At 73.8% G+C, this 25,390-nt stretch carries 18 protein-coding genes; 14 read left to right on the top strand and 4 right to left on the bottom strand.

Annotated features, from left to right (window positions below):
• Positions 1-196: 196 nt before the first annotated feature.
• Positions 197-2,326, top strand: a complete 2,130-nt coding sequence (locus ITX44_RS35280; RefSeq protein ID WP_205363180.1) for a primosomal protein N' — start codon at positions 197-199, stop codon at positions 2,324-2,326.
• 62 nt (positions 2,327-2,388) lie between these two features.
• Here ITX44_RS35280 and ITX44_RS35275 read toward each other — a convergent pair whose 3' ends face one another.
• Complete coding sequence (locus tag ITX44_RS35275; protein ID WP_205363178.1) at positions 2,389-2,919, bottom strand: hypothetical protein; 531 nt, start codon at positions 2,917-2,919, stop codon at positions 2,389-2,391.
• Between the two features lie 289 nt (positions 2,920-3,208).
• On the opposite strand from ITX44_RS35275, the gene def reads away from it, so the two are divergent.
• The 4 genes from def (at position 3,209) to ITX44_RS35255 (ending at position 9,648) form a co-directional block, all read left to right on the top strand.
• Positions 3,209-3,754, top strand: coding sequence for a peptide deformylase (gene def, locus ITX44_RS35270; protein ID WP_205363175.1), 546 nt, complete (start codon positions 3,209-3,211; stop codon positions 3,752-3,754).
• Positions 3,755-3,856: 102 nt separating this feature from the next.
• Positions 3,857-4,798, top strand: coding sequence for a methionyl-tRNA formyltransferase (gene fmt / locus ITX44_RS35265; RefSeq protein WP_205363174.1), 942 nt, complete (start codon positions 3,857-3,859; stop codon positions 4,796-4,798).
• A 165-nt stretch (positions 4,799-4,963) separates the two neighbouring features.
• Positions 4,964-6,418, top strand: a complete 1,455-nt coding sequence (locus ITX44_RS35260) for an RsmB/NOP family class I SAM-dependent RNA methyltransferase (protein ID WP_307795635.1) — start codon at positions 4,964-4,966, stop codon at positions 6,416-6,418.
• 443 nt (positions 6,419-6,861) lie between these two features.
• On the top strand, positions 6,862-9,648 hold the full coding sequence (locus ITX44_RS35255; RefSeq protein WP_205363173.1) for a bifunctional YncE family protein/alkaline phosphatase family protein: 2,787 nt from the start codon (positions 6,862-6,864) through the stop codon (positions 9,646-9,648).
• Positions 9,649-9,741: 93 nt separating this feature from the next.
• On the opposite strand, the gene ITX44_RS35250 is transcribed toward ITX44_RS35255, so the two are convergent.
• Positions 9,742-11,898 (bottom strand): MMPL family transporter, encoded by a 2,157-nt coding sequence (locus ITX44_RS35250; RefSeq protein ID WP_205363172.1) that lies wholly within the window; start codon positions 11,896-11,898, stop codon positions 9,742-9,744.
• 161 nt (positions 11,899-12,059) lie between these two features.
• Here ITX44_RS35250 and rpe point away from each other — a divergent pair, with 161 nt between their 5' ends.
• From rpe to ITX44_RS35215, 7 genes are all read left to right on the top strand, one after another.
• Positions 12,060-12,728, top strand: coding sequence for a ribulose-phosphate 3-epimerase (rpe, locus tag ITX44_RS35245; RefSeq protein WP_205363170.1), 669 nt, complete (start codon positions 12,060-12,062; stop codon positions 12,726-12,728).
• A 151-nt stretch (positions 12,729-12,879) separates the two neighbouring features.
• Positions 12,880-13,893, top strand: coding sequence for a sugar-binding transcriptional regulator (locus ITX44_RS35240; protein WP_205363169.1), 1,014 nt, complete (start codon positions 12,880-12,882; stop codon positions 13,891-13,893).
• A gap of 274 nt (positions 13,894-14,167) precedes the next feature.
• A complete protein-coding gene (locus tag ITX44_RS35235) occupies positions 14,168-15,616 on the top strand; it encodes a GuaB1 family IMP dehydrogenase-related protein (protein WP_205363168.1) in 1,449 nt (482 codons plus the stop codon).
• A gap of 94 nt (positions 15,617-15,710) precedes the next feature.
• Positions 15,711-16,166: an Lrp/AsnC family transcriptional regulator gene (locus ITX44_RS35230; RefSeq protein ID WP_205363166.1), complete on the top strand. Its 456-nt coding sequence runs from the start codon at positions 15,711-15,713 to the stop codon at positions 16,164-16,166.
• A gap of 394 nt (positions 16,167-16,560) precedes the next feature.
• Positions 16,561-17,601, top strand: coding sequence for a PRC-barrel domain-containing protein (locus ITX44_RS35225; RefSeq protein WP_205363164.1), 1,041 nt, complete (start codon positions 16,561-16,563; stop codon positions 17,599-17,601).
• A 184-nt stretch (positions 17,602-17,785) separates the two neighbouring features.
• On the top strand, positions 17,786-18,589 hold the full coding sequence (locus tag ITX44_RS35220) for a carbon-nitrogen hydrolase family protein (RefSeq protein WP_205363163.1): 804 nt from the start codon (positions 17,786-17,788) through the stop codon (positions 18,587-18,589).
• A 70-nt stretch (positions 18,590-18,659) separates the two neighbouring features.
• A complete protein-coding gene (locus ITX44_RS35215) occupies positions 18,660-20,363 on the top strand; it encodes a flavin monoamine oxidase family protein (RefSeq protein WP_205363162.1) in 1,704 nt (567 codons plus the stop codon).
• Positions 20,364-20,390: 27 nt separating this feature from the next.
• On the opposite strand, the gene ITX44_RS35210 is transcribed toward ITX44_RS35215, so the two are convergent.
• Positions 20,391-21,260 carry an NAD-dependent epimerase/dehydratase family protein gene (locus tag ITX44_RS35210; RefSeq protein WP_205363161.1) on the bottom strand — a complete coding sequence of 290 codons (870 nt, stop codon included), beginning with the start codon at positions 21,258-21,260 and terminating at the stop codon, positions 20,391-20,393.
• 161 nt (positions 21,261-21,421) lie between these two features.
• On the opposite strand from ITX44_RS35210, the gene ITX44_RS35205 reads away from it, so the two are divergent.
• On the top strand, positions 21,422-22,267 hold the full coding sequence (locus ITX44_RS35205; protein ID WP_205363159.1) for a helix-turn-helix transcriptional regulator: 846 nt from the start codon (positions 21,422-21,424) through the stop codon (positions 22,265-22,267).
• 273 nt (positions 22,268-22,540) lie between these two features.
• On the opposite strand, the gene ITX44_RS35200 is transcribed toward ITX44_RS35205, so the two are convergent.
• Positions 22,541-23,785 carry an MFS transporter gene (locus tag ITX44_RS35200; RefSeq protein ID WP_205363157.1) on the bottom strand — a complete coding sequence of 415 codons (1,245 nt, stop codon included), beginning with the start codon at positions 23,783-23,785 and terminating at the stop codon, positions 22,541-22,543.
• 104 nt (positions 23,786-23,889) lie between these two features.
• Here ITX44_RS35200 and ITX44_RS35195 point away from each other — a divergent pair, with 104 nt between their 5' ends.
• Positions 23,890-25,104: an ROK family transcriptional regulator gene (locus ITX44_RS35195; RefSeq protein WP_205363155.1), complete on the top strand. Its 1,215-nt coding sequence runs from the start codon at positions 23,890-23,892 to the stop codon at positions 25,102-25,104.
• Positions 25,105-25,390 lie beyond the last annotated feature (286 nt).

Below are 25,390 nucleotides of genomic sequence, written 5' to 3'. Positions count from 1 at the left end.
GCAGTTCCCCGCGCCCCTGATTGGTGCGGGTACGCCGTCGCCTGCGGAGTACCCGCACTTTTTTAGGGGCGCGGGGAACTGCGCGACCAGCCACGACGGCGCGGCACCCGGCAACGAACGCACCCTCCCGAGCTGGTTGCCGCCCATCGCTCAGGCGAGCCGCACCCTCGTCGGACCCACCTGGTAGGAAGTAAGGGTGAGCGAGAACGGATTCGGGGAGCCATCGAAGGGGGCGGAGCAGCTCGCGCTCATCAAGGAAAGCGCGCGTAAGTCCAAGGGGCCGCGGGCGAAGCCCCGGACGTGGCGGGGTGCGGCTCTTGCCGAGGGGCTGCCAGTGGCGCGGGTGCTGGTGGACAAGGGGCTGTTGCACCTGGACCAGTACTTCGACTACGCCGTGCCCGCGGCCATGGACGCCGACGCCCGCCCGGGCGTGCGGGTCCGCGTACGGTTCGGCGCCCGGGTGGTCGGCGGCCGCCGCGAAGGCGGCACCCTGCACGACGGCTTCGTGGTGGAGCGCCGGGCCGACACCGACTTCCACGGCCCGCTGGCGCCGCTGGCACAGGTGCTGTCCGCCGAGCCGGTCCTCGGCCCCGGCCTGCTGAATCTGTGCCGCCAGGTCGCCGACCGTTACGCGGGCGCCCTCGCGGACGTCGTGCAGCTCGCGGTCCCGCCCCGGATGGCCCGGGCCGAACGCGACCCGTCCCCGGACCCGCTGCCCGCCCCCGCCGCGCCGCCGCCCGGCACCTGGACGCGTTACGCAACCGGCCCCGCCTTCCTCCAGGCCCTCGCCCGCGGCGACGCACCCCGCGCGGTCTGGCTCGCCCTGCCCGGCCCGCACTGGCCGCAGGAGCTGGCCGCCGCCATGGCCACCGCGCTCGCCGCCGGCCGGGGCGCGCTGGCGGTGGTGCCCGACGGCCGGGCCGCCGCCCGGGTGGACGCCGCCCTGACCGCGCTCATCGGCGAGGGCCACCATGTGGTGCTCACCGCCGACGCCGGCCCCGAGGAGCGGTACCGCAGATGGCTCGCGGTCAGCCGCGGCTCGGTCCGGGCGGTGGTCGGCACCCGCGCCGCGATGTTCGCCCCGGTCGCCGACCTCGGCCTGGTGGCCCTGTGGGACGACGGCGACTCCAGCCACGCCGAGCCGCACGCACCGCAGCCGCACGCCAGGGACGTCCTGCTGCTGCGCGCCCGCCAGGAGCAGACCGCCTTCCTGCTCGGCGGGATCACCACCACCGTGGAGGGCGCCCAGCTCGTGGACAGCGGCTGGGCACTCCCGCTGGCCGCCCCCCGCGAGGAGGTACGGGCCGCCGCGCCCCTGATCCGTACCGTCGGCGACGCCGACCAGGCCCGGGACGAGGCCGCCCGGGCCGCCCGGCTGCCCTCGGTGGCCTGGCAGGTCACCCGGGACGCGCTCGCCCGCGGCCCGGTCCTGGTCCAGGTCCCGCGGCGCGGCTACGTACCCAGGCTCGCCTGCGACCACTGCCGCGAACCGGCCCGCTGCGCCACCTGCGCCGGGCCGCTGGAACTGCCCGACCAGCAGGGCAGCCCGGCCTGCGGCTGGTGCGGCCGGCCGGCCGTCGACTGGTCCTGCCCGAACTGCGCCGGCACCCGGCTGCGGGCGCGGGTGGTCGGGGCCCGGCGCACCGCCGAGGAACTGGGCCGGGCCTTTCCGCGGGTGCCGGTGCGCACCTCCGGCCGGGACACCGTACTCGCCACGGTCGGCGCCGCCCCGGCGCTGGTCATCGCCACTCCGGGCGCCGAACCGGTGGCCGACGAGGGCTACGCCGCCGCCCTGCTGCTGGACGGCTGGGCCCTGCTCAACCGGCCCGATCTGCGGGCGGGGGAGGAGGCCCTGCGCCGCTGGGCCCTGGCCGCGGCCCTGGTACGGCCCGCCGACCAGGGCGGCACCGTGGTGGTGCTCGCCGAACCGACCCTGCGGCCGGTCCAGGCCCTGGTCCGCTGGGACCCGGCCGGTCACGCCCGCCGGGAGCTGGCCGAACGCGCCGAACTCCGCTTCCCGCCGGTGTCCCGTATGGCCTCGGTCACCGGCTCGCCCGGGGCACTGGCCGACATGGCCGACACCGTACGGCTGCCGCCGGCCACCGACGTGCTGGGACCGGTCCCGCTGCCGCAGCCCGCCCGCGCCCGGCGCTCGACCGCTCCCGGCGCGGACCGCGAGGAGCCCCGCCAGCGCCTCCTGCTGCGGGTGCCCCCGGGGAACGGCGCCGCGCTGGCCGCCGCGCTCAAGGAGGCCCAGGTCCTGCGGGCCACCCGCGGTGGCGCCGAACCCGTCCTGGTCCGGATGGACCCCCCGGACATCGGCTGAGCCGGGCTGAACCGGGCTGAGCCGGGCCGGGCCGGCCGACGCGGGCCCGGCTTCCGCCTCGGTCAGCCGTTGCGCGGCGCCGGCAGCGAAGGGGCCCCGGGCGCGGTGCGGACGTCGGGCAGCACGCGGGCCTCGGGCCGCGGCCGGGCGTCCGGCAGCGGACGCGCCTCGGGCATCGGGCGGGCCGCCGGCACCGTGGCCGGGCGGGGGACCGTGCCGTCCTCGTCGGCCGGGGCCGCCGCACCGGCGCGCCGGCCCCCGTAGCGGCGGTGCACCGCCTGCTTGGTGACGCCCAGGGCGGAGCCCACCGCGTCCCAGGAGAAGCCGAGCGAGCGGTCGAACTCCACCGCGGCCGTGACCAGGGTCTCCACGCTGTCGCGCAGCTCCTGGGCGAGCCGCACGGTGGGCGCGGGCGCGCGGCCGTAGACGACGAAACCGGCGGCGGGCCCGGCGCGGCGCGGCCGGTACACGTTGCCGAGCTGCGCGGTGAGCGTACGCAGCGCGTCCACCTGGCGGCGGACTCTTTCGATGTCCCGCACCAGCAGGTGCAGGCTTGCCCGTGCCTGGGCATCGGGGGTTGCGTGGTCGGGCATCCAACAAGCCTTTCCAACCGGCGTCACAAGGAGCCAAACGGTCAAACGAGTCAAACTCACTTGACCAACGCGTCACGACCCCGCTGGGTCACGCCCCGCGGAGTGCGGCCACCTCCCAGGGGGCGCGCGCCCGCTCGCGTGCCCCCGCGCCCCGCGCCGCCCGGTACCAGCCCCGTACCAGCCGCGTACCGCCATGTACCGGCCCTGTGCCCGAGCCGTACCCGCCCCGGACGGCCCCGGGCACGCCCTAGAATTGATGCTCCCGCCGACCGCACCCAGGAGACGCTACGTGTCCGTCAAGCCCATCCGCCTGTTCGGCGACCCTGTGCTGCGCATGAAGGCGCAGCCGGTCACCACCTTCGACGCCGAACTGCGCACCTTGGTCAACGACTTGACCGAGACCATGCAGGCGGCCCCCGGTGCGGGCCTCGCCGCGCCGCAACTGGGCGTCTCCCTGCGGGTGTTCACGTACAACGTGGACGGCGTACTCGGCCACCTGATCAACCCCGAACTCACCCTCAGCGAGGAGGAGCAGGACGGCCCCGAGGGCTGCCTGTCGCTGCCCGGCCTGACGTACGACTGCCTGCGCGCGTTCGGTGTCGTCGCCCGAGGCTTCAACATGTACGGCGACCCGATCACCGTCGAGGGCACCCAGCGCCTGGCCCGCTGCATCCAGCACGAGACCGACCACCTGGACGGCATCATCTTCATCGACCGGCTCGACGCCGAGCAGCGCAAGGCCGCGATCCGCGCGATCCGCGAGGCCGACTGGGCCGACCAGGCGCCGACCCAGGTCAAGGTCTCCCCGCACGACACCTTCGGCCGCGCCCTGTAGCCCCGGCGCCGCACCCCCCCGCGTTCACCGCGCCCCCGAGCCGCGGCCCGCCGCCCGCCCACCCAGCGCACACCCGCCCACCGAGAGGCAGCACCCCGCACGATGAGGCTCGTCTTCGCCGGCACCCCCGAGGCCGCCGTACCCGCACTGGAGACCCTGCTCGACTCCGACCGGCACGAGGTGGTCGCCGTGGTCACCCGGCCCGACGCGACCGCCGGCCGCGGCCGGCGGATGGCCGCGAGCCCGGTCGGCCGGCGCGCGGCGGAGGCCGGCATCGAGGTGCTCAAGCCGCAGCGCCCCCGCGACGAGGACTTCCTCGCCCGGCTGCGGGAGATCGCCCCCGACTGCTGCCCGGTGGTCGCCTACGGCGCGCTGCTGCCCAAGGTCGCGCTCGACGTGCCCCGGCACGGCTGGGTGAACCTGCACTTCTCGCTGCTGCCCGCCTGGCGCGGCGCCGCGCCCGTGCAGCACGCGGTCACCGCCGGCGACGAGGTCACCGGCGCCAGCACCTTCCTCATCGAACAGGGCCTGGACTCCGGGCCGGTCTACGGCGTGGTCACCGAGGAGATCCGGCCCGCCGACACCAGCGGCGACCTGCTGGAACGCCTCTCCCGCAGCGGCGCCCGGCTGCTGTCCGCCACCATGGACGGCATCGAGGACGGCACCCTGGTGCCGCGCCCGCAGCCCACCGACGGCATCACCCTCGCCCCCAAGATCAACGTCGAGGACGCGGCCGTCGACTGGACCGCTCCCGCGCTGCGCGTCGACCGGCTGATCCGCGGCTGCACCCCCGCCCCCGGCGCCTGGACGCTGATCGGCGGCGAACGCCTCAAGCTCGGCCCGGTCCGTCTCGTCCCGGACCGCACCGACCTCGCCCCCGGCGAACTCGACGTCACCAAGAACGCGGTCCTGGCCGGCACCGGCAGCCACGCGGTGGAACTCGGCGAGGTCCAGGCGGTCGGCAAGAAGCGGATGCCCGCGGCGGCCTGGGCGCGCGGTGTCCGCCTCGACGCGGGCGTACGCCTCGGCGCCGGCGGGGAGTGACCCCCGGGCCGCCCCGCGACAGCCCACCGACGCCTTCAGCCGCCCCGCCCGGGCACCGATGATCAGGCCCTGTACGGCCGTCCGTTCGAGTCCGGGCGGCGCCGCCGTACGCTGGAGCGGTCGTACGTACCGCCGTCCCCACGCGATCCGGAGCACATTCCCACCGTGAAAGACGTCAAAGAGCAGCACCACGGCCGTTCCCAGGGCAAGCCGTACCGCAGGCCGCGCAAGGACCCGGTGCGGATCCTGGCGTTCGAGGCGCTGCGGGCGGTGGCGGAGCGCGACGCGTACGCCAACCTGGTGCTGCCCGGGCTGCTGCGGGCCGCCGAGGAGGAGGCGGTCCGCAAGGGCGAGCGCTTCGACCGGCGGGACGCGGCCCTGGCGACCGAGCTGGTGTACGGCACCCTGCGCCGCCAGGGCACGTACGACGCGGTGATCGCCGCCTGCGTGGACCGGCCGCTGCGCGAGGTGGACCCGCCGGTGCTGGACGTGCTGTCCCTCGGCGCGCACCAGTTGCTCGGTACCCGTATCCCCAGCCACGCCGCGGTGTCGGCCACCGTGGAACTCGCCCGGGTCGTCCTGGGCGACGGGCGGGCCCGTTTCGTCAACGCGGTGCTGCGCAAGGTCGCGGCGCGCGACCTGACCGAATGGCTCGGCGAGGTCGCCCCGCCATGGGACGAGGACCCCGAGGACCATCTCGCGGTGGTGCACTCCCACCCGCGCTGGGTGGTGTCCGCGCTGTGGGACGCCCTCGGCGGCGACCGGGCCGGCATCGAGGACCTGCTCGCGGCCGACAACGAACGGCCGGAAGTGACGCTGGTGGCCCGGCCCGGCCGCGCCACCCCGGCGGAGATCGAGGAATCGCTGCCCGCGGGCGCGGTCCTGCCCGGCCGCTGGTCGCCGTACGCCCTGCGACTCGCCGAGGGCGGCGATCCGGCGGCGGTCGACGCGGTACGCGAGGGCCGGGCCGGCGTGCAGGACGAGGGCAGCCAGCTCGTCGCGCTCGCCCTGGCCGCGGCCCCGCTGGACGGCCCCGACCGCCGCTGGCTCGACGGCTGCGCCGGCCCCGGCGGCAAGGCCGCTCTCCTGGCCGCACTCGCCGCCGGCCGCGGCGCCGAACTCGTCGCCGCCGAGAAGCAGCCCCACCGCGCCCGCCTGGTCGCCCGCGCCCTGTCCGGCAACCCCGGCCCCCACCAGGTCGTCGTGGCCGACGGCACCCGCCCGGCGTGGGCCCCCGGCTCCTTCGACCGCGTCCTGGTCGACGTCCCCTGCAGCGGCCTGGGTGCCCTGCGCCGCCGCCCCGAGGCCCGCTGGCGCCGCCGCCCCGAAGACCTCGCCGCCTTCGCTCCCCTCCAGCGCGCCCTGCTCACCGAGGCCCTCAACGCCGTCCGCGTCGGTGGCGTGGTCGCCTATGCCACCTGCTCCCCGCACCTCGCCGAAACCCGCGCCGTCGTCGAGGACGTCCTCGACTCCCCGAACGCCCCGGCCGCCACCCCCATCGACGCCCGCCCCCTCCTCCCCGCCCTCCCGCACCTCGGCTCCGGCCCCGACATCCAGCTCTGGCCCCACCTCCACTCCACCGACGCGATGTATCTCGCCCTGCTCCGCCGCACCGCCTGACGGCCCGTCGGCTGTCCCGCGCAGCCGTCGGGCCGATTTCCCTGACGACATCTTGATGCGGTCGTCCCTTGAGGGAACATCGGCGAGGGCGGTAATGCCCGGCAGTGCGTCGGAGTCGGGTGCGGCTGTTTTCCGGGAATTGTCGACACCGCTGCGCCGGGTGCGGAATTCGCGCGCGCCGACACCATGTGACCAGGCGTTACGTGCCGCCTCGGGCTGCCGGCAATTCCGGTCGGCGATGCCGGAATAGTCGCTGCGAGCAACGGTCGTTTCGCGTTGCATGAACGTTCACTGCGGGCCGCTGGCCGCGTCATGTGCCATGCCTAGGTTCTTCCGCGAGTCAACGCACGGGAAGAGATCCATGCACGCACCACGCGCAGTCAGGGCACGCGGGACCGCCCTGAGTTGCGAGGGCGTGGCCGCGCTCGCGAAGGGACAGCTTCATGCACGTAGCGCGTCGCAGACGACGTGTCGAGAACGACCGGATCAGCCTTTTCGGCCGACAGGCCGGCCGGCGGACCGGTCTGGTCACGGCGGGTATCACGGTCGCCCTGGCGGTCACGGGCACCGCTGTGGCCTCGACGCAGCAGTTCGGCTTCGAGCAGGTCGGCCAGACCACCGCCAACGGCCTGACCCTGGCCGACGACCAGCACATCGACCCCATCGGCAGCAGCCTGGTCATCAACACCGGCAAGATCATGTCGTCCACGGTGAGCCAGGACGGCACGCACATGGCCGCCGCGGTCACCGACTCGTACGGCGTGTCGCTGGTGATGGTGGACCTGGGGAACAACAAGGTCCAGCAGTACATCGGCACCCACTCCGGGGTGGACCTGAAGATCAGCGGGAACGACATCGGCCAGGAAGGCCCCGTCTACTCGCCCGACGGCAAGCAGCTCTGGCTGAGCCGCGCCAACGGCTTCACCAAGTTCACCGTGAACGCCGACGGCTCCGTGGCCGACCCCCAGGACGTCACGATTCCGGCGGACGGCTCCAAGCAGGCCCTGACCGGCGCGGCCGTCTTCTCCGCGGACGGCTCCACCCTGTTCGCCGCGGTCAACGGCCAGAACCGCGTGGTGGCCATCGACACCGCGACCGGCACCGTCAAGCGGAGCTGGACCACCGGTACCGCCCCGCGCGGCATGGTCCAGGTCGGCAGCAAGCTGTACGTCAGCAACGAGGGCGGGCGTCCGGCCAAGCCGGGCGAGACCACCATGAACTCGTACGGCACCGACGTGCCGGCCGACCCGGACACGGGCGCCGCCACCACGGGCACGGTCAGCGTCATCGACTTGGCCCAGCCGTCCGCCGCCGTGGGCACCATCAACGTCGGCCTGCACCCGACCGCCGTCTACGCCAAGAACGGGACGGTGTTCGTCACCAACACCGCCAGCAACGAGGTGTCGGTCATCGACACCAAGAAGGACAAGGTCGTCCAGACCATCGCCACCCAGCCGTGGCCGGAGGCGTCGGTCGGTTACGAGCCCGACGCGGTGACGCTGACCGACGACGGCCACCTGCTGGTGACGCTGGGCCGGGCCAATGCCGTCGCCGTCTACAGGTACAAGTCCGCGCAGCAGCCCGCGTCCTACGTCGGCCTGCTCCCGACGGGGTACTTCCCGGCGGAGGTGACCACCGTCGGCAAGAACGTGGTGGTCTCCAACACCCGGGGCATCGACGCCCGCAGCCCGGTCAACTACCCGCCGCCGGCCTGGTACCACGGCACCCACGACACCACGTCCAGCGTGGAGACGTTCCAACTGCCGGACGACAAGACCATCCGGGCCGACACGGCCGAGGTCTTCAAGCTGAACGGCTGGACCAAGGGCTCGGTCAAGATCGCGGGCGGCCAAGGGCACAGCAACAAGAAGCCCGTGCCGGTCCCGGTGCAGATCGGCGACCCCTCGACGATCAAGCACGTCTTCCTGATCGTCAAGGAGAACGTCACCTACGACCAGATCTTCGGCGACATGCAGCAGGGCGGCCCCGGCGGCGACCCGAGGCTGGAGGTCTACAACGACAACGTGACGCCGAACCAGCACGCGCTGGCGCAGCAGTTCGGCCTGTACAACAACTTCTACGACCCGGCGACGAACTCCGCCGAAGGCCACAACTGGCTGATGCAGTCCGACGACCCGGAGTACACCGAGTCCTCGGCCGGTGAGTACACCCGCAGTTACGACACCGAGAACGACGTCCTGGGCCACCAGTCCTCCGGCTTCATCTGGAGCGGTGCGCAGGCCGCGGGCAAGTCGGTGAAGGACTTCGGCGAGTTCCAGTCCTCGGAGACCAAGCCGGCCGGCGCGTCGTGGCAGAACCTGTACTGCGACACCAAGAACATGCGGGCCACCGGTGCGCAGACCGCCTACCCGATCAAGGTCGGTTCGGACATCCCGTCCCTGAACAAGGTGTCGGTGCAGGGCTTCCCGCAGTTCGACACCAGCGTGCCGGACATCTACAAGGAGCAGATCTGGCAGCAGGACTTCGAGAAGAACGGTCCCGCGAACCTGAACATGTTCTGGCTGTCCAACGACCACACCGGCGGATCGACCACCGCGCCCGCCCAGGTCGCCGACAACGACCTCGCCGTCGGCCGCATGGTGGACGAGATCTCGCACAGCAAGTACTGGAAGGACTCGGCGATCTTCGTCGTCGAGGACGACTCCCAGCAGTGGGTCGACCACGTCGACGGCCACCGTGCTCCGGTCCAGGTCATCAGCCCCTGGACGCAGCGGACCGGCACGGTCGACAGCCACTACTACACGCAGATCAACATGGTCCGCACCATCGAGCAGATCCTCGGGATCCACCCGATGAACCAGATGGACGCCGCGGCCACCCCGATGACCCAGGCGTTCACCAGCACGCCCGATGACACGCCGTTCACCGCGAAGCCCAACCGGACCTCGCTGACCCTGGGCCTGTCCACCCCGCCGTCCTGCGGCGAGGACACCCCGGCGCCGCAGGACCCGACCGCCGCACCCGCGCCGACCACGGCGAAGGCGCCGGCGGCCGAGCAGCAGGTGGCGGCCCAGTGGCAGGCGTGGAAGGCGCAGCAGCCCTTCACCGGGCCGAACGCCAAGCCCGACACCGCGGCTCCCGAGCAGATGAAGCGGCTCGAGTGGTACGAGTCGTACGGGTGGACCAAGCCGTACCCGGGCGACCCCGAGATCTACGCTCCCGGCCAGGTGCCCGGCGCCGCCATCCCGGGGCTCGACACCGACGGCTGACCCGAACACCGGTCGACGACGACTGAACACGCTTGACAGGACGGCCCGCCGGGATCCCCGGCGGGCCGTCCGCACGCGTGCAGCGGCCACCGCTCAGTGCGGCTCGACCCGCGCGTCCTCCCCGGTCCCGCCACCCGTCCGCACCCGCGGCGGATGCCCGGGCTGCCCGAGCCGGCTGGGCCACCACACCCGGTCACCGAGGTCGAAGGTGATCGCCGAGACCAGAACCGAGCGGACGACAAAGGTGTCGAGCAGCACCCCGAAGGCGACGGCGAACCCGATCTCGGCGAACCCCACCACCGGAAGCGTGCCGAGCGCGGCGAACGTACCGGCCAGCACGAGCCCCGCGGACGTGATCACCCCGCCGGTCGCCGCCAGCCCGATCCGCACCCCGTCCCGCGTCCCGTGCAGCCGGCTCTCCTCACGGATCCGCGTCATCAGGAAGATGTTGTAGTCGATGCCGAGCGCGACCAGGAAGACGAAGACGAACAGCGGGAACGCGGTGTCCTCGCCCTTGAAGTGGAAGACGTGCTCGAAGGCCAGCGCGCTCACCCCGAGCGCGGCCGCGAACGACAGCACGACGGTGGCGATGAGCACGAGCGGCGCGACCACCGCCCGCAGCAGCACCCCGAGGATGAGCAGCACCACCACCAGGATCAACGGGATGAGCAGTTTGTCGTCCCGGGCGGAGGCGGCGGCCGTGTCCTTGAGTACGGCCGTCCCGCCGCCGACCTTCGCGTCGGCCCCGGGGATGGCGTGCAGGGCGGTACGGGCCCGGTCCACCGTGGCCTTGGCGGCGGTACTGTCCGGCCGGTCGGTGAGCGTCGCCTCCAGATAGACCTTGCCGCCGCGTACCGGGGTCACGCCGGGCGGCGTGCCGACCGAGGCCGGAACGACCCCCGGCAGCGCGGCCAGCGACGACCGCACCCGGGCCGCCGTGCCCGCATTCGCGACGACCACCATGGGCTGGCCGCCGCCGCCCGGGAAGTACGTGTCCTGGACCCGCTGCCCGGCCACCGAGTCGGGGTGGTTGGTGAAGCTGTCCGCCTGGGACAGCCCGTTGGCGCTGAGCGCGAGCAGGCCGCAGCCGAGCGCGCCGAGGACCACCACGGTGCTCACCCACACGGTGCGCGGCCGGTTGCCGATCCGCCGCCCGATCCGCGACCACAGCCCGGTCCGGGTCGGATCGGGGGTGCCCACGTGCGGGATCACCGGCCAGAACACCCAGCGGCCGAAGATCACCAGCAGCGCTGGGAAGAGCGTGATCATCGCGATCAGGCCGACGGTGACGCCGACCGCGGCGACCGGGCCGAGCCCGGAGGTGGAGTTCATGTCCGCGGCCAGCAGGCACAGCATGCTCAGTGCCACCGTGGCGGCGCTGGCGATCACGGCGGGGCCGGCGCGGTGCAGGGCGAGCGCCATCGCCTCGTGCCGGTCCTCGTGCCGCCGCAGCTCCTCCCGGTAGCGGGCCACCAGCAGCAGCGCGTAGTCCGTACCGGCGCCGAACACCAGGACGGTGAGGATGCCGGCGCTCTGCGCGTTGACCACCAGACCGGCGTACCGGGCCAGCAGGTAGACCACCGCCTCGGCGCTGAACAGCGCGCCGACCACGGCGATCACCGGCAGCACGAACAGGCTCGGGCTGCGGTAGGTGATCAGCAGGATCACCACGACCACGCCCAGCGCGGACAGCAGCAGGGTGCCGTCGATGCCCTTGAAGGCGTTGTTGGAGTCCGCCGCGAAGCCGCCGGGACCGGTGATGTGCACCGTCATCCCGGCCACGTTCGTCCCCGTGATGCCCCGGAGCAGGTCGACCGCGTCCGACACCGAGTTCCAGCCGCTCCTGTTCACGGTGATCGGCACGACGATCAGGGCGGCCTGCGGGGCGGCCGGCCGGTTGAACAGCGGGCCGACCGTGCGGGCGCCGATGATGCCGTGGGCGGTGGTGCCCCGCACCGCGGTCGCGTTCCGCCGCACGGCGGCCCGGTCCGCGGGGGTCAGGCCGGACGGGCGGCTGTAGACGATCACCGCGGGCGCGGTCTCCGGCACGAAGCTCTTCTGCAGTTCGAGCACCTTGGTGGACTCCGCGTTGCCGGGCAGCCAGCTCGCCGAGTCGTTCTTCTCCGCCCCGCTGAGTTTCTGCGCCAGCGGGGAGAGCGCGACCAGCACGATCACCCAGACGACGAGCACCACCCACTTGCCGCGCCGCCCGCACACCAGGTGCGCCACGCCTCGTGTTCCGCCCGCCATGATGCGTCCCCCGGATCCGCCGGTGATGCCCCCTGTACTTCCCTGGTGTCCCACGCCGCGCCGAGCGGCAACCGGCAGTGTGCCGGACCGTGGCCGATCGTGCACCCGGTCGTGGCCGGGCGCATGCCCAACACCGGCCGGGAATCTGGTTTGCTGGGCATATGAGTGTGCAGATCAGCCCGAGCATCTTGTCCGCCGATTTCGCCCGGCTGGCCGATGAGGCCGCCGCGGTGGAGGGCGCCGACTGGCTCCACGTCGACGTCATGGACAACCACTTCGTACCGAACCTGACGCTGGGTGTCCCGGTGGTCGAGGCACTGCACAAGGCGACCGGCATCCCGCTGGACTGCCACCTCATGATCGAGCAGCCCGACCGCTGGGCGCCGGCCTTCGTGGAGGCCGGGGCCGGGTCGGTCACCTTCCACGTCGAGGCCGCTCAGGCCCCGGTCCGGCTCGCCCGGGAGATCCGCGCCAAGGGCGCCCGCGCCTCGATGGCGCTGCGGCCCGCCACGCCGATAGAGCCGTACGAGGACCTGCTGGGCGAACTCGACATGCTGCTGATCATGACGGTGGAGCCGGGCTTCGGCGGGCAGGCGTTCCTCGACGTCATGCTGCCGAAGATCCGCCGGACCCGGGCGCTGATCGACAAGTACGGGCTTGACCTGTGGCTCCAGGTGGACGGCGGGGTGTCCGCCGAGACCATCGAGCGGTGCGCCGAGGCAGGCGCGGACGTCTTCGTGGCAGGCTCGGCGGTGTACGGCTCCGACGACCCCGCGGCGGCCGTCCGGTCGCTGCGCGAGCAGGCCGCCGCGGCCGGCGGACGCCGATGAGCGACGGCATGGCGGCGGGCATGAAGTTACCCGACCGTAACCGCGGGTGTCTGCGAGGATGAGCGCCCGCGGTGGCTCCCGCGGTGGCGGGGGCGGCGGTGCCGCCGGCGAGGGCTGGCGGCGGATCGGACGGCAACTGGGGAGACGTGACGTGAGCACTGGCCGCACTCAGGTGCGCATGGGCCCCGGCGAGATGGTCCAGGCGGCGGCGATGGCGCGTCGCTTCTACCTGGAGGGCAAGTCCAAGATCCAGATCGCCGAGGAGTTCGGGGTCAGCCGGTTCAAGGTGGCCCGCGTCCTGGAGACCGCGCTGGAACGGGACCTCGTACGGATCGAGATCCGGGTCCCGGCCGAACTCGACGCCGAGCGCTCCGACGCGCTGCGCGCCCACTACGGGCTGCGGCACGCCGTCGTCGTCGAGACACCCGCCGACCAGGCCGACGCGCCCGACCCGGAGAACCTCGGCTCGGTCGCCGCCGGGCTGCTGGGCGAGCTGGTCAACGACGGCGACGTGCTGGGCCTGGCCTGGGGCCGGTCCATCATCACCATGGCCAACGCCCTGGAACGGCTCGCGCCCTGCACGGTGGTGCAGCTCACCGGCGTGTACGACGTCGGCACCGCCGAACGCGGCTCGGTGGAGGCGGTACGCACCGCCGCGGCCGTCTCCGGCGGCGAGGCGCACCCGCTGTACGCGCCCATGGTGCTCGCCGATCCGGCGACCGCCGCGGCCCTGCGCGCGCAGAGCCAGATCGCCGCCGCCATGAGCTACTTCGACAAGGTGACCGTCGCGGTGGTGTCCGTCGGCTCCTGGGAGGCGGGCATCTCCACCGTCCACGACGCCCTCACCGACGAGGAGCGCGCCCATTACGCCGGGCTGGGCGCGGCCGCGGAGATGTCCTCGCACCTCTTCGACGCCCGCGGCCGCCTGGTCGGCCGTGACCTGGGGGAGCGGTGCATCACCATCGACACGGACCGGCTGCGCCGCATCCCGGAGGTGCTGGCCATCGCCGGCGGCAAGCGCAAAGCCGCCGCCATCGACGCGGTTCTGCGCTCCGGCCTGGTCACCAGCCTGGTCACCGACATCGCCGCCGCCGAGCACCTGCTGCGTACCACCGAACCGGCCGCCCGCCCGGCCCTGGAGCGCGTGGACCCGGCCGGGCCGTGAGGCCCCGGCCGGGCGGCGGCCTTTCCCGGCCGTCCCCGGCGCTTCCCGGCGCTTTCCGGCCCTGCCGGATGCGTACGGCCGTTCGGCCGAAACCACGGTGGCGTGCGCCCGGAATCGGCCGAAGACACAGACATGCGCCGCGGCCGGGCCGGAACGGGCGGAGATCGGGGATCATGGGAGGAGGAGCCGCAGTCCGACCGACGCGAGGCCGTCTGACACCGGCCGGCTGACTCCCCGCCCGCTGTCCGGTATTACCGCAGGTGAGAGAGTCAACATGCGTTTCCTCAACGACGTCCAGCCGCCGTACGACCTGACGTACGACGACGTCTTCATGGTCCCCAGCCGCAGCGGGGTCGGTTCCCGGCACGCGGTCGACCTGCGCTCGCCGGACGGCTCCGGCACCACCATCCCGGTCGTGGTGGCCAACATGACCGCGATCGCCGGCCGCCGGATGGCCGAGACGGTGGCCCGCCGCGGCGGGCTCGCGGTCATCCCGCAGGACATCCCCATCGACGTGGTCACCGAGGTGATCGGCTGGGTCAAGCAGCGCCACCTGGTGCTCGACACCCCGATCACCCTCGCCCCGCACCAGACCGTCGCGGACGCGCTCGCGCTGCTGCCCAAGCGGGCGCACGGCGCCGGGGTCGTGGTGGAGGACGGCCGCCCGGTCGGCGTGGTCACCGAGTCCGACCTGACCGGCGTGGACCGCTTCACCCAGCTGTCCGAGGTCATGACCCGCGATCTGCTGCTGCTCGACGCGGCCAGCGACCCGCGGGACGCCTTCAACGTCCTGGAGGAGGCCCACCGCAAGCTCGCCCCCGCCGTGGACGCGGACGGCCGCCTGGCCGGCATCCTGACCCGTACCGGCGCGCTGCGCGCCACGCTGTACGACCCGGCCGTCGACGACCGCGGCCGGCTGCGGATCGCCGCCGCCGTCGGCATCAACGGCGACGTGTCCGGCCGGACCAAGCTGCTGCTCGACGCAGGCGTGGACACCCTGGTGGTGGACACCGCGCACGGCCACCAGGACAGCATGCTCGCCGCGGTCCGCGCGGTCCGCGCGGTGCGCGCGCTCGGCCCGCGGGTGCCGGTCGTCGCGGGCAACGTGGTGTCCGCCGAGGGCGTGCGCGACCTGATCGAGGCCGGCGCCGACATCGTCAAGGTCGGGGTGGGGCCCGGCGCGATGTGCACCACCCGGATGATGACCGGGGTGGGCCGCCCGCAGTTCTCCGCCGTCCTGGAGTGCGCCGCCGAGGCCCGCCGGCACGGCAAGCACGTCTGGGCCGACGGCGGGGTGCGCCACCCCCGGGACGTCGCCATGGCCCTGGCCGCGGGCGCGTCCAATGTGATGATCGGCTCCTGGTTCGCCGGGACCCACGAGTCGCCCGGCGACCTCCAGCAGGCCTCCGACGGCCGGCTGTACAAGGAGTCCTTCGGCATGGCCTCGGCCCGCGCGGTGCGCAACCGCACCAGCGAGGAGTCCGCGTACGAGCGGGCCCGCAAGGCGCTGTTCGAGGAGGGCATCTCCACCTCGCGGATGTACCTGGACCCGGTCCGGCCCGGCGTGGAGGACCTGATCGACTCGATCGTGGCCGGGGTGCGCAGCTCGTGCACCTACGCGGGCGCCGAGACGCTGGACCAGTTCGCCGAGCGCGCGGTGGTGGGTGTGCAGAGCGCCGCCGGTTACGCCGAGGGCCAGCCGCTGCACGTGAGCTGGACCTGATCCGGGCCCGGCGGGAGGTAGCCTCGGGCCGTCGCGGCCGGTCCGCGGCGGCCCACGCCTTCCCCGTACGAGCAGAAAGGGCGGCCCGCCCGCTGTGCCGCTGAACGAACTCGACGAACGCATCGTCCAGGCTCTCGCCGCCGACGCCCGGCGTTCCTACGCCGACATCGGGGCCGAGGTCGGGCTGTCCGCGCCCGCCGTCAAGCGCCGGGTGGACCGGCTGCTGGCGGCCGGGGCGATCACCGGCTTCACCGTCCGCGTCGACCCGGCCGCGCTCGGCTGGCACACCGAGGCGCTCGTTGAGCTCTACTGCCGGCACAACACCTCGCCCTCCGACATCCGGCGCGGGCTCGCCCGCTACCCCGAGGTCGCCGCCGCCTCCACGGTGACCGGTGAGGCCGACGCGGTCGTGCAGGTCTTCGCGGCCGACGTGCGGCATTTCGAGCAGGTGCTCGAGCGGATCGCCGGAGAGCCGTTCGTGACCAGGACGAAGTCGGTGCTTGTGCTTTCGCCTTTGGTGCGGCGGTACGGTGCGGGTTCTCCCGGGTGAGCTTGCTTGTGCCGGGTTGGGCTCTTGCGGCTTCCAGCTCGGGTGGGGCTGTGCGTTGCCGGGTGCGGCGCCGTTGTGGCTGGTCGCGCAGTTCCCCGCGCCCCTGCGGGGCGCCCCCGTCCGGTGCCAGGGCCTGCGGCCCCTGACGGGGCGCGCCCCCACGCCGGGGGCGGCAACCGGCTCGGGACGACTCGTACGTTGCCGGGTGCCGCGCCGTTGTGGTTGCTCGCGCCCACGCGGCGCCAGCCGCATATCAATCGCAGCCTCGCGCCCCTGACGGGGCGCGTCCCCCCTCCCCTCACCTTCAATTGGTCGTGAATGTCAGGTTTTGTACCGTCGGTCGGCGGTTAGGGGGGCGGGTGAGGCCGGAGGCAGCTGCGGCCTAGGAGGCGACATGATCACGCGCGAGCAGATACCCCGGATCGTGGGGCATCCGGTGTACGACCCGCAGGGGCGGAAGATCGGGCCGGCCAAGCACATGTATCTGGACGACGTGACGGGGGAGCCGGTGTGGGTCACGGTGCGGGCGGGCTTCTTCGGCACCCATGAGACGTTCGTGCCGATCGGCGGGGCCCGGCTGGTCGAGGATCACCTGGAGGTGCCGTTCAACAAGGGGAAGGTGAAGAGCGCGCCCACGGTGGCGCTGGACGATCAAGGGCACCTGTCGGCCGACCAGGAGCGGCGGCTGTACGGCTACTACGGGCTGGAGACGCGCGAGCAGGCCCCGGCGGACTCCGAGGGCGTCGGCGCGGCGGGCGCACCCGGGCGCGCGGCCGGCACCGAGGGGGATACCGGGAAGGGCCCGGAGCAGGGGATGTCCGGCAGCGAGGCGGGCGTGGGGACCGGCGGCGGCCCCGGCGAACCGCAGCCCGCGACCGGGACGACGCCCGGCGTCGAGCCTCGGCAGGCCGGTGGCGACAAGGGTCCGGAAACCGGTACCGGTACGGAGGCGGAGCCCGGTGGCCAGGTCCCGGAAGCCGGCACGGGCACGGAGGCCCCGCCGGCCGGCAGCGACCAGGGCCCGAGGGCCGGCAGCGGCACGGCGGCCGGCCCCAGCGGCGCCCGGAGCCCGAACACCGGCACCGGCTCCGGCGCGCAGGCGGAACCCCGCCGTGACAAGGGACCGAAGGCCGGCAGCGACCCGGAGGGGATCAACTGGTCCGGCACCTGCAGCACCCGCGACGCTCCCGGTCGTAACACGCGGGGGACGGCGGAGCAGGCGGCCACGGGCGGCGGAATCGAGCGCAAGGCTGCCGACGAGACGGGGAGCGAACCCGGGCCCGCGACGCCGCCTGCCGACCGCTCGCCCGGCAGCGCGACCTTCGCCGTGGGCTCGGGCGGCGACGCCGAACGGATCGCGCCCGGACGGACCCGCCGCCCGCCGGAGGAGCAGCACCCCGAGGGCTCCGAGACCAAGCCGGAGGACCGCCCCTGAGCCGTCCGAAAACGCCCGCGCCCCGGGTGGGGCGCTGGGTGCGCAATGAATCGCCGTCGCGGCCTCGTACGACGCAATGAATCGGGGCCGCGGACGCAATGAAGGCGTCTTGTCCGCCGGTCGCGGGCGGCCTTACCTTCGATGAAGTCGCTCGCATACCGGTTGACCAGGCGAAAGAGGCTTCATGACGGCGTTGCGCACTGCCCTGCTGCAAGGGCCGGCCGGGGTGCCGGAGAGCGTGGCGCACAGTGTGGAGGTGCTGGCGGAGGCAGCAGGGCGGGCCGCCGAGCGCGGTGCGCGGCTGCTGGTGACCAGCGAGATGTTCGTGACCGGGTACGCGCTGGGCGCGGCCGGGGCGGCGCGGGCCGCGGAGCCGGCGGACGGGCCGACGGCGGAGCGGATCGCCGGGATCGCCGCACGGCACGGCATCGCCATCGCGTACGGGTGGCCGGAGCGGGCCGGCGACGACGTGTTCAACACGGTACGGCTGGTCGGCCCGGACGGCGCCGTGCTGGCCGACTACCGCAAGACCCACCTGTACGGCCCCTACGAGCGCGAGGCGTTCACCCCGGGCGACACCACGGTCGTCCAGGCGACCCTGGACGGTGTCCGGCTGGGCCTGCTGATCTGCTACGACGTGGAGTTCCCCGAGCCGGTACGGGCGCACGCCCTGGCCGGCACCGAACTGCTGCTGGTGCCCACCGCGCTGATGCGGCCGCAGGAGTTCGTGCCGCTCACCCTCGTGCCCACCCGGGCGTACGAGAACGGCCTGTACATCGCGTACGTCAACAGGTGCGGCCCGGAGGGGGAGTGGGACTTCGCCGGGCTGAGCTGCCTGGCCGGGCCCGACGGCATCGCCCGGGTCCGGGCCGGCGCGGGCGCCGAACTGCTGGTCGCCGACGTGGACCCGGCACTGACCCGGACCGTCCGCGCGGCGAACCCGTACCTGACCGACCGCCGCCCGGAGTTGTACCGCGCCCTCGGCTGACCCCGGCGCCCGCGACCCCCTTTACGCCCGCTCCCCGTATCCCCGCACGACCCCGTACCGCAGGAGAGCCATGACGTCCGTGCCCACCGCCGTCCACGACGAGCAGCACGAGCAGGCACGGCACGAGCCGCCGATCACCATGGTCGGGCCGGACTTCCCGTTCCCCTACGACGACTTCCTCGCCCACCCGGCGGGGCTGGGCGCGGTGCCGCCCACCGAGCACGGTACCGAGGTCGCGGTCATCGGCGGCGGGCTGTCCGGGATCGTGGCCGCGTACGAACTGATGCGGATGGGACTGCGGCCGGTGGTCTACGAGGCCGACCGGATCGGCGGCCGGCTGCGCACGGTCGGCTTCGACGGCTGCGACCCGGAACTGACCGCGGAACTCGGCGCGATGCGCTTCCCGCCGTCGTCCACCGCCTTCCAGCACTACGTGGACCTGGTGGGGCTGCGCACCGAGCCGTTCCCCAACCCGCTGGCCCCGGTCACCCCGTCCACGGTGATCGACCTCAAGGGCGTCAGCCACTACGCCACCACCCTGGACGACCTGCCCGACGTCTACCGCCAGGTGATGGACGCCTGGAACGCCTGCCTGGAGGAGGGCGCGGACTTCTCGCGGATGCAGCGCGCCCTGCGCGAGCGCGACGTGCCGGCGATCCGCGCGATCTGGTCGGACCTGGTGGAGAAGCTGGACAACCAGACCTTCTACGGCTTCCTGTGCGCCTCCCCGGCCTTCGCCTCCTTCCGGCACCGGGAGATATTCGGCCAGGTCGGCTTCGGCACCGGCGGCTGGGACACCGACTTCCCCAACTCCATCCTGGAGATCCTGCGGGTGGTCTACACCGGTGCCGACGACGAGCACCGCGGCATCGTCGGCGGCAGCCAGCAACTCCCGCTGCGGCTGTGGGAACGCGAACCGGACAAGCTCGTGCACTGGCCGCGCGGCACCTCGCTGCGCTCCCTGCACGAGGGGCGGCACCGCCCGGCGGTCACCGGCCTGCACCGCACCGCCGGCGACCGGATCACCGTCACGGACGCCACCGGCGACATCCGTACGTACCGGGCCGCGGTCTTCACCGCGCAGAGCTGGATGCTGCTGTCCAAGATCGCCTGCGACGACTCGCTCTTCCCGATCGACCACTGGACGGCCATCGAACGCACCCACTACATGGCGTCCAGCAAGCTGTTCGTCCCGGTCGACCGGCCGTTCTGGCGGGACACGGACCCGCGCACCGGCCGCGACCTGATGTCGATGACGCTCACCGACCGGATGACCCGCGGCACCTATCTGCTGGAGAACGGCCCGGACCGGCCCGCCGCGATCTGCCTGTCGTACACCTGGTCCGACGACAGCCTCAAGTGGCTGCCACTGAGCGCCCACGAGCGGATGGAGGTCATGCTGGCCTCGCTCGGTGAGATCTACCCCGGGGTGGACATCCGCCGGCACGTCATCGGCAACCCGGTCACGGTCTCCTGGGAGAACGAGCCCTACTTCATGGGCGCCTTCAAGGCCAACCTGCCCGGCCACTACCGCTACCAGCGGCGGCTGTTCACCCACTTCATGCAGGACGCGCTGCCCGCCGGCCGGCGCGGGCTGTTCCTGGCCGGCGACGACATCTCCTGGACCGCCGGGTGGGCCGAGGGCGCCGTGCAGACCGCCCTCAACGCGGTGTGGGGCGTCATGCACCACCTCGGCGGCACCACCGACCCCCTCAACCCCGGCCCGGGCGACGCCTACGACGAGATCGCCCCGGTCCGCCTGCCGGAGGACTGACCCCGCCCGGACCCGCGGGTCAGGCCGTCACAGCACTCCCGCGTCCCGCGCCGTCCACACCGACGGGTAGAGCGGGCGGAAGCCCAGTTCGTCGCGCAGCCGGAGGGTGGAGGCGATGCCCTCCCACGGGTCGGGCAGCGGACGGCCGGGCGCGTCCGCCGGGGGTTCGACGCCTGCCAGTTGGTGGAGTTCGACCGCGGTGGCCGGCGCGTCGTCGGCGATGTTGTAGATCCGGCCGGCGATGCCGTCCGCGAGCAGCACCCGCAGCACGCCCTGGGCGACGTCGGCGTGGTGGACCAGGTGGAGCCGGTGGTGTGCGGCCCAGGTCCCGGCCCAGCGCAGCGACTGGGCCAGGTGCGGGTCGCCCTCGCCGTAGACGAACGCCAGGCGTGCCACCCGCACGTCGAAGCCGCGCTCGCGGTGCAGGCCCAGCAGGTGCCGCTCGGCCGCCAGCTTGGCCGCGGGGTAATCGCCCCGGGTGTCCAGCGGCTTGGGCTCGTCGTCCTCGACGGCCGGGCGGCCGTACCCCGCGCCGTACACCAAGGTGGTGCTCACCTGCACGAAGCGGCCCACGCCCGCCTCCAGGGCGGCCTCGCCGAGCTCCACGGCCGCGTCGCGGCACACCGCCCAGGTCTCGTCGCCCGCCACCCCGCGGAAGGCGGCGGCGACATTGACCACCGCGTCCATCCCCTCGACCGCGGCCCGCACCGCCTTGCCGTCCCGCAGGTCGCCTTCCATCACCTCGGCGCCGAGCTCCGCGAACGGCTCGGCCCGCGCCGCGTCGCGCACCAGCACGCGTACGCTGCCGCCCCCGCTCGCCGCGACCGCCCGCCGCAGCAGCCGGGGGACGAACCTGCGTCCGACCTGTCCCGTCGCCCCTGTGACCAGAATCCTCATGCCCGCGCTCCTTCTCCGTACGGGTAGGTGTCGTGCCGCCTCCTGCTCCGGGCGGCCCGTGGTCCAGGCTGCGCGGGCCGGCCAGGAAGCGGCAGAGACCCGCTGATCCGGGGAGTGCCACTCCCTGGATACGGGGCCGGTCCGGCCGCATGCTGGAGGGTGTGAATCGCCTTGAACTCGCCGATTTCCTGCGCCGCTGCCGGACCCGCCTGGCCCCCGCCGATGTGGGCCTGGCCGAGGGGGCCCGGCGGCGTACCCCCGGGCTGCGCCGGGAGGAGGTGGCCCAGCTCGCGGGCATGTCGGTGGACTACTACACGCGGCTGGAGCAGTCCCGCGGCCCGCGCCCCTCGCGGCAGATGCTCACCGCGCTGGCCCGGGCCCTGCGGCTGACCGAGGACGAGCGGGACCACCTGTTCCACCTGTCCGGCGAGGAGCCGCCGAGCCGCACCGGCGCCGGGAGCGGTCACGTCCGGCCCGGACTGCTGCTGGTGCTGGACCGGCTGCACGACACGCCCGCCCAGGTGCTCAGCGACTTCGGTGACGTCCTCGCGCAGAACACCATGGCGGCGGCCCTGCTCGGCGACTTCTCCGCCCGGCCGCCGGCCATGCGCAACGTGGTCCGGCGGATGTTCACCGACCCCGCGGCCCGCGAGGTGTTCTATCCCGAGGACCGCGAACCGCTGATGCGCGCGCACGTGGCGAACCTGCGCGCCCTGCAGGCCGCCCGCCCGGACGACCCGCGCCCGGCCGCGCTGGTGGCCGAACTGCGGGCGACGAGCCCGGACTTCGCGCGGCTGTGGGACGAACACGTGGTCGCCGTGCGTCGGATGGACACCAAGCGGTTCCGCCACCCGGTGGTGGGTCACCTCGAACTGGACTGCGAGGTGCTGCTGAGCGCCGAGCACGACCAGCGGTTGATCATCTACACCGCCCGGCCCGGCACGGACGCCCACGAGCGGCTCCAACTGCTGCGCGTGGTGGGCCTGCAGGACCTGACGGTACGCTGACCCGCCCCCCGACCTGCCCGCCGGCGGCCGGGTCCCGACGTCAGAGCGTCCGTCGCAGGACACCGGGACGGCGGCGCGCCTGTGCCATGGCGTAATCCCGCGAGATGAAATGGCCGGGTTCGTACTCCACTCCGCGTGAGGGAACGCTAACGTGGAGACACGGTCCGGCGGGCTCGATTCCCCCGTGCGCGCCCGCCGGACCTTTCTTCGTTCCCGAGTCCGCCCTTCGGCGTGCCCGGCGCCGGTGGCGCGGGCGAGGCCGGGCGGACTCCGTCATTCCGCCGGTGTGCCGGTGCTCGCCGCCGGGACACCCGAGGGCACCGCGGCCTTGGCACCGGCCACCTCGCCCCGGCTCGGATCGACCACACCCGCACCCAGGACCAGGCCCAGGGTCAGCACGGTGACCAGGCAGAAGGACGCGGTCAGGGAGCTGGCGCCGGCGATGCCGCCGATGGCCGCCGGGGCGACCAGGCCGGAGGTGTACGTCACCGTGGCCACGCCCGCTATCGCCTGGCTCGGCACCGGTCCGCGCCGCCCCGCGGCGGCGAAGCACAGCGGCACGGTGACGGATATCCCGACCCCCAGCAGCGCGAAGCCCGCGATGGCCGGGACCGGGGTGCGGGCCAGCACCACCAGCAGGCCGCCCGTGGCGGCGATCGTCCCGCCCACCCGCAGGGTGCGCGCCGCGCCGAACCGGCGTACGACGAAGTCGCCCATCAGCCGGGCGCCGGCCATGGTGCAGGAGAACGCGGTGTACGCCACGGCCGCGATCGCCGGCGAGGCGTGCGCGACGTCCCGCAGGTAGACCGCGCACCAGTCGGCGCTGCCGCCCTCGGCGAACACCGCGCAGAAGCCGACCGCGCCGATCACCAGTGCCGCCCGCGGCGGCAGCGCGAACCGCGGCGGCGCGGCCTCGCCGGGGGAGGGGTGCAGGTCCGGCACGCGCGAGCAGACCAGTACGGCCAGCACCACCAGCAGCGCCGCCATGGACGCCAGGTGGATCCGGCCGTCCAGCCCGGCGTGCGCGGCCGGCACGCCGATCGCCGCGCCGACCAGCGTGCCCACGCTCCACATGCCGTGCAGCCCGGACATGATCGACTTGCCCTTGCGCTCCTCGACGGCGACGCCCATGGCGTTCATCACCACGTCCGCCATCCCGGCGCTGGCGCCGAACGCCAGCAGGCTCAGGCACAGCCACGGCAGGCCCGGCGCCAGTGCGGGCAGCGCCAGCACCGCGCACCACATGCTCAGCAGCAGCCGCATCGCGGTGCGCGAGCCGAACCGGTGCATCAGCCGGCCGGCCAGCGGCATCATCAGCGACGAGCCGATCGCGGGGCAGGCCAGGGCCAGCCCCAGCGCGCCCGCGCCGAGCCCCAGATGGTCCTTGAGCCACGGAATGCGCGTGGCGAACGTGCCGGTCACCGAACCGTGCACGGCGAAGGCCGCGGCCAGGGCGAGGTGGGCGCGGCGGACGTCGAAGACGGGCGCGTCGGCGGCGCCGGCACTGTGCGGACTCATGCCCGGTAAACTAACAGGAAGCCTGCCTGAAAGTTAGGGGTTTTTACCGTGACCCTGATGACGGTCGACCGCGTCCGCCCGGCGCGGTCTGGGAGGATCACCGCATGACCGTCACCCGTGAGCGTCCCGGCCGGGGAGCGTCACCGCGTACCGCCCGCGCCATCAACGACCGGCTCGCCCTGCGCCTGCTCCAGGAGGAAGGGCCGCTCACCGCTGGGCAGTTGAAGGAACTCACCGGCATGTCCCGGCCGAGCGTGGCCGACCTGGTCGAACGCCTCCAGGTCTCCGGGCTGATCGAGGTGGTCGGCGAGTCGGGCGAGGACCGGCGCGGTCCCAACGCCCGGGTCTACGGCATCGTCGCTCATCGAGCGTACGTCGCCGGGCTCGATGTACGCGTCGGGAGCATCGGCGTGGAGATCGCCGACCTCCTCGGCCGTACCGTCGCCCGCTCCTCGGTGCGGGTCCCCGAGGGTGCCGACCCGGCCGGCGTCGTGGAGTCCGGCCTGCGCGTGCTCGGCGAGGCCCGGCGGGCCGCGGGCGACGTCCCCCTGCACACCGTCGCCTGCGGCGCGCCCGGCCTGATCGACCCCGCCACCGGCCGGCTGCGCCCGGCCGGCCTGCTGCCCCGCTGGCACGCCGACCTGGTCGACGAGGTACGGCACCGGCTGCGGGTGCCGGTGCTGCTGGAGAACGAGGTCAACCTGGCGGCCGTCGCCGAGCAGCGGATCCGGGCGGCCCGCGGCGCGGACGAGGGCGACACCTTCGTCCTGCTGTGGATCGGCGGCGGGGTCGGCGCCGGCGTCGTCCTCGACGGGCGGCTGCGCCGTGGCAATTCCGGCGGCGCCGGCGAGGTCGGCTACCTGCCCGTCTCCCGGAGCGGCGACCTGCCCAACGCCGCCGACTGCGACGACGGCTACCACGGGCTCGTGGCCAGCGAGGCGGTCTGCGCGCTCGCCGCCGCAAACGGCTTCGCCCCCGACCCCGCGGGCGACGCGGCCGCCGCCGCCTCGATGGTCCGCGCGGCCCTTACCGCCGGGCCCGCCGGGACGGCCTTCCTGTCCGAACTCGCCCTGCGCATCGCCATAGGAGCGGCCGCCGTCTGCGCCGTCCTCGACCCCGGGCGGGTCGTCCTGGCCGGCGAGATCGGCGAAGCCGGCGGCGAGCGCCTGGCCGTACTGGTCGGCGAACGGCTCGCCACGCTCTCCCCGCTGCGGACGGACGTCGTCCCCACCGCGGTCGAAGGCGGCGCGATTCTGCGCGGTGCGGTGATCACGGCGATGGAGGCGGCCCAGGAAACGCTTTTCGCTCCCGCGGGGTGAGGGTGCCCGGTGGGCGTCCTTGTGCCGGAAGGGGCTTGAAAGGGTTGGGCTTTTGAGCCGGGCTTCTCGATGCGGGTGGCTTTCCGTTGGGTTCTTGGAGGTTGCGGTCTTCCGACGGGCGCGATGACGCACTTCGGCGAGCCCGGCGGTGCGCCCGGAAATGTTTGAGGTCGGGCGGGGGTGCCCTCGGAAAAGGGTGCTGGGCGGGCGCGATGGCGCACTGCGGTGCGCCCGGAAGGATTTCAGGTCGTGCGGGGGTGCACTTTGGGTTCTGAGGGGGTGCCCT

This window comes from Actinacidiphila acididurans (assembly GCF_016918855.1).
GTDB lineage: Bacteria > Actinomycetota > Actinomycetes > Streptomycetales > Streptomycetaceae > Actinacidiphila > Actinacidiphila acididurans.
The sequence above is the reverse complement of the archived record's forward strand: the minus strand, read 5'-3'. Positions and strand labels throughout refer to the sequence as shown.

Coding starts and splice junctions, on each gene's coding strand:
- ITX44_RS35275 (WP_205363178.1), bottom strand. CDS start 2,919: ATGCCCGACCACGCAACCCCCGATGCCCAGGCACGGGCAAGCCTGCAC.
- fmt (WP_205363174.1), top strand. CDS start 3,857: ATGAGGCTCGTCTTCGCCGGCACCCCCGAGGCCGCCGTACCCGCACTG.
- ITX44_RS35255 (WP_205363173.1), top strand. CDS start 6,862: ATGCACGTAGCGCGTCGCAGACGACGTGTCGAGAACGACCGGATCAGC.
- ITX44_RS35250 (WP_205363172.1), bottom strand. CDS start 11,898: ATGGCGGGCGGAACACGAGGCGTGGCGCACCTGGTGTGCGGGCGGCGC.
- rpe (WP_205363170.1), top strand. CDS start 12,060: ATGAGTGTGCAGATCAGCCCGAGCATCTTGTCCGCCGATTTCGCCCGG.
- ITX44_RS35235 (WP_205363168.1), top strand. CDS start 14,168: ATGCGTTTCCTCAACGACGTCCAGCCGCCGTACGACCTGACGTACGAC.
- ITX44_RS35225 (WP_205363164.1), top strand. CDS start 16,561: ATGATCACGCGCGAGCAGATACCCCGGATCGTGGGGCATCCGGTGTAC.
- ITX44_RS35220 (WP_205363163.1), top strand. CDS start 17,786: ATGACGGCGTTGCGCACTGCCCTGCTGCAAGGGCCGGCCGGGGTGCCG.
- ITX44_RS35215 (WP_205363162.1), top strand. CDS start 18,660: ATGACGTCCGTGCCCACCGCCGTCCACGACGAGCAGCACGAGCAGGCA.
- ITX44_RS35210 (WP_205363161.1), bottom strand. CDS start 21,260: ATGAGGATTCTGGTCACAGGGGCGACGGGACAGGTCGGACGCAGGTTC.
- ITX44_RS35200 (WP_205363157.1), bottom strand. CDS start 23,785: ATGAGTCCGCACAGTGCCGGCGCCGCCGACGCGCCCGTCTTCGACGTC.
- ITX44_RS35195 (WP_205363155.1), top strand. CDS start 23,890: ATGACCGTCACCCGTGAGCGTCCCGGCCGGGGAGCGTCACCGCGTACC.